Source organism: Kitasatospora sp. NPDC054939, assembly GCF_053610105.1.
In genome coordinates this window covers 1-11,583 of the sequence record NZ_JBSGXP010000053.1, presented here as the reverse complement: position 1 = coordinate 11,583, position 11,583 = coordinate 1, and the positions used below count along the sequence as shown (strand labels likewise).

Below are 11,583 nucleotides of genomic sequence, written 5' to 3'. Positions count from 1 at the left end.
CCGGGCGCAAGACGAAGGTCAGCCCGCCGAGGGTCCCGCGTTGGGCTTGCGCAGTCGCTGTCCGAGCCGGGTCAGCGGGTCGGCGAGCCCGAGCAGTTCCTCGGCGGTCGGACGGTTGCCGGCACCGGGCGCGAGCGCCGGACGCTGCGACGCCTCCTCCCGAGCCGCCGCCGAACCGGCACCGGCAGCACCGGCCCCGGCAGCACCAGTCCCGGCCGAAGAACCGGCGGGCGCACCGGCCGCACCCGCAGCACCGGCAGCCGGACCGGCCGACCCGACGGCGTCCCAGTGCCGCAGCGCCCCGGCCTCGCTCTCGCACTCCTGGCTGAGCCGGCCCAGCTCGTCGTCGGCGAAGCGGTGCATCCGGTCCTGGGCGGCCCAGCGCATGGTCTCCGCCGCGTGGGTGATCCGCTCGGCGCGCTCGCGCAGCTCCGGCAGTTTGGCGGCGATCCGGTCGACGTCGGGCTCGCGCTCCAGCAGGCGCAGCTCCCTGTCGAGTTCGGCCGCGTGGGCGTCGAGCCGGGTCAGCAGCTGCAGCGACTCGCCGAGCTGGCTGTCCTCGGCGAGGCCGCCCTCCAGGATGTGCCGGGTGTTGTCGAGCGAGGTGCGCAGCGACAGCCGGACGGCGGAGATCTGCCCCGCCGGGCCGATCTTGGTGTAGCTCTTCGCCTTGAGGGCGACGTTCTCGATGGCCCGCCGGGCCACGGCCTCCTGCTTGGCGGCCTCCTTGGCGGCCTTGGACGCCACCTTCTTGGTCACCTTGACCGTGCCGACCACCGCCAGGACGAGCAGCGTCACGCCGATGAGCAGGGCCAGCCCCACCATCACGCTGAGCGCTTCCATCACAAGCCGCCTTCCTCCGAGCCGAGCAGCACCGATACGGAGCCGCCACCAGGCCCAACGCGGGCCGGGTCACCGACGGTTCCACCGTATCGGGATCGACCTGCGCCGGGCAGCCCGAAGGACCGCCCGGGGCCCCGGATCAGGGACAGATCGGGGATCCCCCTGAGGGCCCTTCGCCGATCTCCCCACCCCGGACCGGACGCCGCAGGGCGGGCGCCCCGAGGAGCACCCGCCCTGCCGCACGGCCGCGAACGGCCGGCCCGTGACGACCACCGGCCCGCACGCCGTACCGCGTGCGCCCGCCGACCCGTGCCGCACGCCGTCAGCCCGTGCCGTGCACCGCCGGCCCGCCGACCCGTGCCGTACGCCGTCAGCCCGTGACGATGTTCACCAGCTTCGGCGCCCGCGCGATCACCTTGCGCACCGGCGCGTCCCCGATGGCCGCGACGACCGCCGGGTCGGCCAGTGCCAGCGCCTCCAGCTCGGCGTCGGAGATCGACGGGGCGACCTCCAGCCGGGCCTTGACCTTGCCCTTGATCTGCACGACGCAGGTGACGCTCTCGTCCACCACGTACGCCGGGTCGGCGACCGGGTAGTCGGCGAAGGCCAGCGAGCCCTCGTGGCCCAGGCGGCGCCACAGCTCCTCGGCGATGTGCGGGGCCAGCGGGGCGACCAGCAGGACCAGCTGGTCGGCGACCGACCGCGGGGTGGAGCCGCGCTTGACCAGGAAGTTGTTCAGCTCGATGGCCTTGGCGACGGCGGTGTTGAAGCGCAGGCCGGCCATGTCGCCGCGGATGCCGTCGATCGCCTTGTGCAGGGCGCGCAGGGTGGCCTCGTCGGCCTCCTCCTCCGTGACGACCGGCTCGCCGGTGGTCTCGGAGACGATGTTGCGCCACAGGCGCTGCAGGAAGCGGTACGAGCCGACGACGGCGCGGGTGTCCCAGGGGCGGGAGACGTCCAGCGGGCCCATCGACATCTCGTACAGGCGCAGGGTGTCGGCGCCGTACTCGTCGGCGATCTCGTCGGGGGCGACGGCGTTCTTCAGGGACTTGCCCATCTTGCCGGCCTCGCGCTTGACCGGCTCGCCCTGCCAGGAGTACTGGCCGTCGTGCTCCTCGACCTCGGCGGCGGGCACCGGGAAGCCGCGCTCGTCGCGGTAGACGTCGGCGGTGATCATGCCCTGGTTGAACAGCTTGTGGAACGGCTCGACCGAGGAGACGTGGCCCAGGTCGTGCAGCACCTTGTGCCAGAAGCGGGCGTACAGCAGGTGCAGCACGGCGTGCTCGGCACCGCCGACGTACAGGTCGACGCCGCCGGCCGGCTTGTCGGCGGTCGGGCCCATCCAGTACTGCTCGTTGGCGGGGTCGACGACCTGCTCGCGGTCGACCGGGTCGACGTAGCGCAGCTCGTACCAGCAGGAGCCGGCCCAGTTGGGCATGGTGTTGGTCTCGCGGCGGTACTTCCTGGGGCCGTCGCCCAGGTCCAGCTCGACCTCGACCCAGGCCTCGTTGCGCGACAGCGGGGTCTTCGGCGAGGAGGTGGAGTCGTACGGGTCGTAGGTGTGCGGCGAGTAGTCGTCGACCTCGGGGACCTCGACCGGCAGCATCGACTCGGGCAGCGCGTGCATGACGCCGTCCTCGTCGTAGACGATCGGGAAGGGCTCGCCCCAGTATCGCTGGCGGCTGAACAGCCAGTCGCGCAGGCGGTAGTTGACGGTGCCCTCGCCGATGCCGCGGCCGGTCAGCCAGGCGGTGACGGCGGCCTTGGCGTCGACCACGGACAGGCCGTCCAGCGCGATGCCGTCGGCGGTGCCCTCGTCGTGCGCCGAGTTGACGATGACGGAGTCGTAGGTGTCGAAGGCGTCGGCCCACTCCGCCGGGTCCTCGCCGCGGCCGTCGGTGGGCTGCACGACGCAGCGCATCGGCAGTTCGAAGGCGCGGGCGAAGGCGAAGTCGCGGTGGTCGTGCGCGGGGACGGCCATGATGGCGCCGGTGCCGTAGCCCATCAGCACGTAGTCGGCGATGAAGACCGGGACGGGCTCGCCGCTGACCGGGTTCACGGCGTACGCACCGGTGAAGACGCCGGTCTTGACCTTGGCCTCGACCTGGCGCTCGACGTCGGACTTGGCGGCCGCGGCGGCGCGGTAGGCGGCGACGGCCTCGGCGGGGGTGGCGGCGCCGCCGGTCCACGCCTCGGGGGCGCCGGCCGGCCAGGCGGCCGGGACGACGGCGTCGACCAGGCCGTGCTCGGGGGCCAGCACCATGTAGGTGGCGCCGAACAGGGTGTCCGGGCGGGTGGTGAAGACGGTGATCTTCTCGTCGCCGCCGGCCGCGGTGGTGACGGCGAAGTCGACCCGGGCGCCCTCGGAGCGGCCGATCCAGTTCCGCTGCTGAAGCTTGATGGCCTCCGGCCAGTCCAGCAGGTCCAGGTCGCCGATCAGGCGGTCGGCGTACGCGGTGATCCGCATCATCCACTGGCGCAGGTTGGACTTGAACACCGGGAAGTTGCCGCGCTCGGAGCGGCCGTCCGCGGTGACCTCCTCGTTGGCCAGCACGGTGCCCAGGCCGGGGCACCAGTTGACCGGCACCTCCTTGGCGTACGCCAGCCGGTACTCGCCCAGCAGTTCGTCGCGCTCGGCACCGGTCAGCTCGGCCCAGGGGCGGCCGTCCGGGGTGGCCTGGGCACCGGACTCGAACGCGGCGACCAGCTCGGCGATCGGGCGGGCCTTCCCGGCCTCGGGGTCGAACCAGGAGTTGAAGATCTGCAGGAAGATCCACTGGGTCCAGCGGTAGTACTCCGGGTCGATGGTGGCGATCGACCGGCGGGAGTCGTGGCCCAGGCCCAGGCGGCGCAGCTGGCGGCGCATGTTGGCCATGGCCGCCTCGGTGGTGATCCGCGGGTGCTGGCCGGTGGCGACGGCGTGCTGCTCGGCGGGCAGGCCGAACGCGTCGTAGCCCAGGGTGTGCAGGACGTTGTGGCCGGTCATCCGCTGGTAGCGGGCGTACACGTCGGTGGCGATGTAGCCCAGCGGGTGGCCGACGTGCAGACCCGCGCCCGAGGGGTACGGGAACATGTCCATGATGAAGCTGTGCGGCTTCGCGGAGACGTCGCCCGCGGCCGGGTCGGCCAGCGCGCCGGCCGGGTTGGGGGCGTTGAACGTCCCCTCCTTCTCCCAGATGTCCTGCCAGCGGGACTCGATGTCCGCGGCCAGGGAGGCGCTGTACCGGAACGGCTCGGTCGCGGCCTCCGCCGCGCCGGAAGCAGGGGTCGTCTCGCTCATGGTCCTTCAGGCTCCATCGGTGTCGGATAGCGAACCGGTCTCGACCGGCAGGGTCGGAAAACAAAAAAGCCCCTCGCAGGAGGGGACGCCACGCCGACTCCGGCACTGCCCTGGGGCGCGGCCGGTCCTGGTCAGCGCGGCCGGCTAAGGAGCAGGCGCACGGTTCGCATGGGCTCAGGGTACCGCAAGCCGCTCGGCCGCCTCCCGGCGATACCGCGGCGTCTCAGCCCGTGGCACCGCGGCCGTCGCGCCCGCGGACGGCCGCGTCGAAGTCGTGCAGTGCCGCGGCCACCCGTTCCGACTGCATGCCGGCGGCCAGGGCGCGGGCCCGGTCGGCGATCCGGGCGGCCTCGCCGCGGTTGCCGGTGCGCCGGTGCGCATCGGCGAGCCGGACCATCAGCAGCGCCTTCACCCTGGCCCGTCCGGGGCCGAGGCCGTCGACCGCCGCGGCGAGCAGCGGGCGGGCCCGCAGGGGCGCGCCGAGGTACAGGTACGCCTCCCCGACCAGGCCTTCGGCCAGCGCGGCGCCCTCCCCCTGGGCCCCTGCGGCGAGGGCCCGTCCGGCCGCGCGTTCGGCCTCCGCCTCCTCGCCGCGGCGGCCGTGCGCGCGGGCGATCCGGCCCAGCTGCCGGGCCCGCTCGGCCGGGGTGAGCGGTTCGGGGGCGGACTCCGCCGCCGCGAGCAGCGCGGTCAGCATCCCGACGGCCGCCGGCTCCCGTCCGCCCGGGCCGCGGGTGGCCTGGGCCAGCAGGCCGCCGGCCGCGGCCACCGCGAGCCGGGGCTCGTCGGCGAGGTGCGCGGCGCGCAGGGCGGCGGCGAAGGCCCGCTGGGCGGCGGCGTCGTGGCCGAGGTCGTCGCCGGCCCGGCCGACCAGCCGGGCCAGTCGGCTCGCCGCGCCGTACAGCTCGCGGCCCGACTTCTCGTCGTAGGAACCGAGTTCGAGCAGTTTGGCGACCATGCCGAGTTCCGCGCGGGCCGGGCCGAGCACGAGTCCGCCGCCGCAGGCCCGCGCCAGCCGGAGCTTGCCGCGGTAGGAGTGGAGCAGGTCGCCGGGCATCTCCGGGGCGATCCGCAGGGCGCCCCCGCCGCCGTCGACGGCGGGCGGCGGGGAGGCCAGGTGCCGGGTGGCGCGGTCGAGTTCGGCGCCGCGGAGGAGGTCCGTGAGCCGGACCGGACCGGCGCCGGTGGCCGTCTCGCGCAGCGCGGTCCGCGCGGTGTCGGCCGTCCACGGGTCGGTGAGCAGGCCGGGCGAGAGGATCTTGGCGCCGCGGTTGCTGCCCATCGGTCCCCAGAGCTGCTCGTAGGTGACGGCGATGCCGAGGGCGCGGCCGAGCACCTCGCAGACCGCCTGGTCGTGCGGGCTGCGCGGGACCATGCCCCGGTCGCGCCACTTGTAGGGGGCGGTGGAGCTGATCGCCAGGCTGGGCGGGAGGGCGAGGCCGACCTCGCGGGCGAGCCGCTCCGGGCTCCACCCGAGCTGGTGCAGGATCCGGGCCAGCTCCTCGTTGCGTCTGCGCTCCAGATCGGCCATGACCCGACGGTAGCGGTCCGGGCCGGCCCCGCGGGGCGGAAGGCCCGACCGGCCGGGACCACCCGACGGAGCGCCACAGCAACGAGCGCGGCGGGAGCGGCGCGGGCGGCGACAACGCCGAGAACGCCAAGGGCCGCCTCCCGATCCGGAAGGCGGCCCTCGACCACTGTGGAGCTACGGGGAATTGAACCCCGGACCTCTTGCATGCCATGCAAGCGCTCTACCAACTGAGCTACAGCCCCTCGACCTGCGTTGTCACCGGAGGTTTCCTTCGGTTTCCCTCGGCGACATCGACTACTTTACACGGTCGAAGGGGTGCTCCACGAATCAGTTCCCAGGCCCCTCCCGCAGGCCCGGACCGCGGCCGTCGAACCCGATCTGCGGCACTCAGCCGGCCAGCCGTCGAACCCGGGCCGCGGCACTCAGCCGGCCGACTGTCGAACCCCGGCCGCGGCACTCGGGCCCGCACCCGGCGCTCAGCCGGCCGCGCGCCGGGTACGGGCCGCGAAGCCCGTCCCGAGGGCGACCGCACCCGCGATGGCCGCCGAGGCCACCAGCAGGGCGTGGCCGGAGTCGGCCGCCGTGGCCGGGTAGGAGACCCCGCCGAGGAAGACCGTGCCGAGCAGCGCCACCCCGACCACCTGGCCGAGCTGGACGACCGTCACCATCACCCCGCTGGCGTCCGCCGCGTCCGCCGGGGCCACCTCCGCCAGGGCCCGGGCGAACAGCGGCGCGTAGGCACAGCCGGCCACCAGGCCCAGTGCCGTCATCAGCAGCAGCGTGCCGGGCCCGATCCCCGCGCCGCCGCCCAGCAGGAGGCCGAGCAGCAGGTAGCCGAGGGCGAGCGCGGCGGTGCCGGCGACCGGCAGCGAGCGGTGCAGCCGGGCGGGCAGCCGCTGCCAGTGCAGGCTCGCCACCCCGAAGCCGACCGCCATCGGAGCCGAGTGCAGCCCGGCCCGCAGCGCGCTGTGGCCGAGTCCGGCCTGCTGGTGCAGGGCGAAGGCGAACAGGTAGCCGGCGACCGCCGACATGATCAGGAAGATCGCGCCGGCCGCGGGTCGCAGCCCCGGTGCCCGGAGCACCCGGCCGGAGATCAGCGGCTGCCCGCCGCGCCGGGCGATCCGGCGCTCGACCACCGCGAACAGTCCGAACAGCACCGCGCTGCCGGCCGGCATCGCCCAGCACCAGAGCGGCCAGCCCAGCTCGTGGCCGAGGACGAGCGGCACCACCAGCAGTCCGAGGGCGGCCCCGAGCACCACCAGCCCGGGCACGTCGAAACGGCGGTCGCGGTCGCCGGGCAGCGCGGGCAGGGTCCGCGCGCCGATCGCCAGCAGGACCAGCCCGATCGGCAGGTTCACCAGGAACACCGGGCGCCAGCCCGTCCCGAACAGGTCGGCGTTCACCAGCACCCCGCCGACCACCTGGCCGACCGCCATGCCCCCGGCGAGCACGGCCGCGTACAGGCCGAGCGCCCGCACCCGGGCCGCGCCGGTGAAGGTCCGCTGCACCAGGCTCATCACCTGGGGCACCATCAGCGCCGAACCGGCGCCCTGCAGCACCCGGAAGGCGATCAGCCAGCCGGTGGCCGGGGCGAGCCCGCAGGCCAGCGAGGCGGCGGTGAAGACGGCCAGGCCCAGCTGGAAGACCCGGCTGTAGCCGTAGCGGGCGCCGAGCCGCGCGCCGGTGATCAGCAGCACGGCGTACGCGATGGTGTAGCCGGCGATCACCAGTTGCAGGGCCGCCCCGGAGGCGTCCAGGTCGGTGCGGATACCGGGGACGGCGACGTTGACGATGGAGGCGTCGAGCACGGCCATGAACTGGCCGCAGAGCACGAGGGCGAGGAGCAGGCCGGGCCGTACCGCCCGGCGCGGAGTGGGGTCGACCGGTGCCGGTCGGGTCTGGAGGTCCGTCATGCCACCACCTTCGGCGGGCGCCGGTACTGGTGGTTAGAGCCTGCTGATCCTGGTACCGGCAGCACCTGTTACGGCCCGGTCCGATCCGGCACGATGACCGTATGACCGTCCTGGACGACGCACCCGCCGCCACCACCGGCCGGGAGGCCCACCGGCGCACCGAACTCGCCCGCTTCCTCAAGGCCTGCCGGGCGAGGGTCACCCCGGAGGACGTCGGCCTGCCGCCCGGTCCCCGCCGCCGTACCCCGGGGCTGCGCCGCGAGGAGGTGGCCCAGCTCGCCGGTGTCGGGATCACCTGGTACACGTGGCTGGAGCAGGGCCGCCCGATCAACGCCAGCGAGCAGGTGCTGACCGCGGTCGCCCGGGCACTGCGGCTGGACGGCACCGAGCGGGAACACCTCCACCGCCTCGCCGGGGTCACCGCCAAGACGCCCCCGGAGCCGCCCGCCGCGATCCTCGACCCGGCGACGCAGGTCATCCTGGACGCCCTGGCCCCGCTGCCGGCCGCGGTCTCCAACACCCGCTTCGACGTCCTGCTGCACAACAGCGGCTACCTCGCGCTGTTCGGCCCCACGCGCTCGACCTCGTACCACGGCGGGTTCAACAGCCTCTGGTGCGCGCTGTCCACCCCGAGCTGCTGCAACCCCTTCCTCAACCGGGACGAGGCGATGCCCCGGATGGTGGCGGTGCTGCGCGCCTCGTACGGGCGGCACGTGGGCGAGCCCGCCTGGGAGGAGCACATCCGGGCGCTGTCCGAGCGCAGCGCGGAGTTCCGGGAGGTGTGGGCGCGGCAGGAGGTGGCGCCGCCGCGGACGTCCCTGCGGGTGTTCCGGCACCCGGCGGTCGGGGTGCTGCGGTTCAACGCGTCGTACCTGACCATGCCCGGGGTGCCGGAGACCTACCTGCTGGTCTACACCCCGGAGGGCGCGGAGGACCGGGAGCGGATGGAGCGGCTGGTCGACGCACCGGCCTGGTCCTGGGAGGACCCGTGCCCCAGCTGCCACGGCAGCGGCTGCTGAACGAGGAGAGGCCGCCACCCGGTGGGTGACGGCCTCTCCTCCGCTGTGGAGCTACGGGGAATTGAACCCCGGACCTCTTGCATGCCATGCAAGCGCTCTACCAACTGAGCTACAGCCCCGCAACACGCACGGCCCTCGCGGACCGCAGGTGCGGAGTGGAGCTACGGGGAATTGAACCCCGGACCTCTTGCATGCCATGCAAGCGCTCTACCAACTGAGCTACAGCCCCGCACTCACCGGATCTCCCGCTTCCCTTCCGGGCCGCGTTCCCTCCGTGCGAACGAGGAAGACTCTAGCCGGTCAGGCCCGGAACTGCGAAATCCGCCCCCGCGGACCGCCCCGCCGACCGTCGGCGACCGGCCGCGAACGGGCCGGTCGACCGCCGGTCAGGTGTCGTCGCCGATGACCGGCTCCGGGAGGGTGCCGGCGTTGTGCTCCAGCAGGCGCCAACCGCGCGCCCCCTGGCCGAGCACCGACCAGCAGCAGTTGGACAGCCCGCCGAAGCACTCCCAGAGCGGCGGCTCCAGCCCGAGCAGCCGCCCGAGCATGGTCCGGATGGTGCCGCCGTGGCTGACCACCACCAGGGTGCCGTTCTCGGGCAGCTTCTCGACCGCCGCCAGCACCACCGGCACCGAGCGGTCCGCGACCTCGGTGGAGAGTTCGCCACCGCCGCGGCGCACCGGTTCGCCCTGCGCCCAGGCCGCGTACTCCTCCGGGAAGCGCGCCCGGATCTCGGCGTTGGTCAGGCCCTGCCACTCGCCCGCGTAGGTCTCGCGCAGCCCCTCGTGGTGCTGCACCTCCAGGTCGGTGATCCGGGCCAGCTCCTCGGCGGTGCGCCTGGCGCGCCGGAGGTCCGAGGAGATCAGCAGGTCGGGCCGGAGCCCGGACAGCAGCCGGGCCGCGCGCTGCGCCTGCAGCACGCCCTGGCCGGTCAGCTCGATGTCCGTGGTGCCCTGGAAGCGCGATTCGAGGTTCCAGGAGGTCTGGCCGTGCCGCCAGAAGACGATGCGCGGGCCCCGCGCGTCCCGGCTCAGCTGTAGTCCTCGGCGCCGAAGTCGTCCGCCGGGGCCTGCTCGGCCGGGGCGACGGCGTTGCCGGCCGCGTCGGTGTGCGCGCCCTCGGGGCGGTTGCGGGAGGCGATCGCGTCGGCGGGCAGCGGCAGCTCGGGGCAGTCCTTCCAGAGGCGGTCCAGCGAGTAGAAGGAGCGCTCCTCGGAGTGCTGGACGTGCACCACGATGTCCAGGTAGTCGAGCAGGATCCAGCGGCCCTCGCGCTCGCCCTCGCGGCGCACCGGCTTGACGGACAGCTGCTCGCGCAGCTGGTCCTCGATCTCCTCGGCGATCGAACGGACCTGGCGGTCGTTGCTCGCGGAGGCGATCAGGAAGGCGTCGGTGATCGACAGCACCTCGCTGACGTCGAACGCGACGATGTTGTGGGCCAGCTTGTCGGCCGCCGCCTGGGCGGCGACGGTGATGAGTTCCTGGCTGTGGTCGGTGACGGTCACGGTGTTCTTCCGGCTCGGCGGCTTGGACTGCGCCCCGGCGCTCGGGCCGGGATCGCCTTCCAGGATCTCACGCCGCCGCGGCGGCCCCGGAACCGTTTTCCGGGGCCGCCCCGCGGGGCGGCCCCGGTCCGGTCCGCGGCTACGGGGCCTTCGGGGGCGCGTAGTCCTTGCCGAGGACGACCACCAGGTCCGCGTTCTGCGGGTCGGTGACCTTCTTGACCGCCGTCTCCGGCAGGTTGAGGCTGGTCGCCAGCGACTTGGCCGCCGCCTGCTTGGCGTCGTCGGTGTAGCGGATCTCACTGGCGGCCTGCGGCGCCGCCTTGGCCCCGCCCGGCACGAAGGTGAGGCCGGAGTTGACCACCTGCACCTGGGCCGCCACGGCCGCCTGGTCGTTGCCGGTGGCGTCCTGGATCGAGACCCGGGCCGCGCCCTCGCCGCCCTGTGCGGACTTCACCGTGCCGCCCAGCACCTCCTTGACCTGCTTGCCGGCCGTCGCCTCGTCCAGCGTGCCGTCCGGCTTGACCTGGAGCGGGACGGTCGAGAAGTGGCCGTCCTTGGCGAGCTGGGAGAGCTGGGCCAGCACCCCGGCCACCGCCTCCTCGGGCAGCGACGGGTCGAAGAGCCCGTTCATCCGGTGCACGGTGTCCTTCGCGTCGGCGAAGGCGGTGGGCGTGGTGCGCACCACCGCGTCCATCACCTGCCCGAAGCGCTTCAGCTGGGCGTCCCGGCTCTCGCCGGGGCCCTGGTAGGTGGCGTACTCCACCGCGGCCTGCCCGCTGAGCAGGGTGTTCTTGCCGGCCGGGGCCAGCAGTTTGCCCTCCGGCTTGCCGCCCTCGTGGGTCTCCACGTCGGTGTCCACCCGGACCCCGCCCAGCTGCGAGACCAGCAGCCGCAGGAACGGCGTGTCCAGCCGCCAGGTGCCGGCCACCGGCGCGCCCAGCACGGTGGTCAGGCCGTCGCGGGTGCCGGAGGCGCCGAGGCTGTCCATCGCCTGGGAGAGGGCGACCACCGGCGGGTCGCCCGGACCGGGCAGCTTCAGGGTGTCCGGCAGCAGCAGGACCGTGCCCTTCTTCCCGGAGGCGTCGTTGACCAGCAGTGCCGTCGACACCTTGCCCTGCAGGTCGCGCAGGTGCACCACGTTGACCTGGCGCCCGCCGGCCGCGGCCGCCGCCGAGGTGTCCTCCCGGGTGAACCAGACGTAGCCGCCCGCCCCGGCGCCCAGCAGCGCCAGCGCCACGGCCGCGCCGACCAGCCGGTTGCGCAGCTTGCGGCGCCGCTCGTCACGGCGCTCGGAGCGCGACTCGGCGAACTTCAGCCAGTCGATGACGTCCTCGGACTCCTCCGCCTCCTCGTCGACGAAGGTGAACTCGCCCGTAGGGTAGTCGTCCTGGGGCGCACCTGGCCGGGTCCGGCCCGCCCGGCTGCCGCCGACCTGCTCGGACGGCGGCTCCGGCCGCTCCGGTGCCCCGCCGGCCGGCCGGCCCGTCCGGGGC

8 protein-coding genes and 3 tRNA genes are annotated in these 11,583 nt (G+C 74.2%); 1 reads left to right on the top strand and 10 read right to left on the bottom strand.

The window, feature by feature from the left end; genetic code table 11:
* Positions 1-18 precede the first annotated feature (18 nt).
* From ACWGB8_RS17240 to ACWGB8_RS17220, 5 genes are all read right to left on the bottom strand, one after another.
* Positions 19-843 carry a hypothetical protein gene (locus tag ACWGB8_RS17240; RefSeq protein WP_452214320.1) on the bottom strand — a complete coding sequence of 275 codons (825 nt, stop codon included), beginning with the start codon at positions 841-843 and terminating at the stop codon, positions 19-21.
* 370 nt (positions 844-1,213) lie between these two features.
* Positions 1,214-4,123, bottom strand: coding sequence for a leucine--tRNA ligase (gene leuS / locus ACWGB8_RS17235; protein ID WP_452214319.1), 2,910 nt, complete (start codon positions 4,121-4,123; stop codon positions 1,214-1,216).
* A 223-nt stretch (positions 4,124-4,346) separates the two neighbouring features.
* Entirely contained in the window at positions 4,347-5,654 is a 1,308-nt protein-coding gene (locus tag ACWGB8_RS17230) for a hypothetical protein (protein ID WP_452214318.1), read from the bottom strand.
* A 169-nt stretch (positions 5,655-5,823) separates the two neighbouring features.
* A tRNA-Ala gene (locus tag ACWGB8_RS17225) sits at positions 5,824-5,896 on the bottom strand.
* Between the two features lie 234 nt (positions 5,897-6,130).
* Positions 6,131-7,567, bottom strand: coding sequence for an MFS transporter (locus ACWGB8_RS17220; protein ID WP_452214317.1), 1,437 nt, complete (start codon positions 7,565-7,567; stop codon positions 6,131-6,133).
* Positions 7,568-7,668: 101 nt separating this feature from the next.
* Between ACWGB8_RS17220 and ACWGB8_RS17215 the strand changes: the two genes are divergently transcribed.
* A complete protein-coding gene (locus ACWGB8_RS17215; protein ID WP_452214316.1) occupies positions 7,669-8,586 on the top strand; it encodes a helix-turn-helix transcriptional regulator in 918 nt (305 codons plus the stop codon).
* A 46-nt stretch (positions 8,587-8,632) separates the two neighbouring features.
* Here the strand turns inward: ACWGB8_RS17215 and ACWGB8_RS17210 are convergent.
* The 5 genes from ACWGB8_RS17210 to ACWGB8_RS17190 form a co-directional block, all read right to left on the bottom strand.
* Positions 8,633-8,705 (bottom strand) — tRNA-Ala (locus tag ACWGB8_RS17210).
* Positions 8,706-8,742: 37 nt separating this feature from the next.
* A tRNA-Ala gene (locus ACWGB8_RS17205) sits at positions 8,743-8,815 on the bottom strand.
* A 157-nt stretch (positions 8,816-8,972) separates the two neighbouring features.
* Complete coding sequence (locus tag ACWGB8_RS17200; protein WP_452214359.1) at positions 8,973-9,620, bottom strand: histidine phosphatase family protein; 648 nt, start codon at positions 9,618-9,620, stop codon at positions 8,973-8,975.
* A complete protein-coding gene (gene rsfS / locus ACWGB8_RS17195; protein WP_452214315.1) occupies positions 9,617-10,090 on the bottom strand; it encodes a ribosome silencing factor in 474 nt (157 codons plus the stop codon). Before rsfS ends, ACWGB8_RS17200 begins: the two co-directional genes overlap by 4 nt.
* Positions 10,091-10,229: 139 nt before the next feature.
* Positions 10,230-11,583 (bottom strand): LCP family protein (locus ACWGB8_RS17190; protein WP_452214314.1); only part of this gene is annotated, 1,354 nt, incomplete at its 5' end.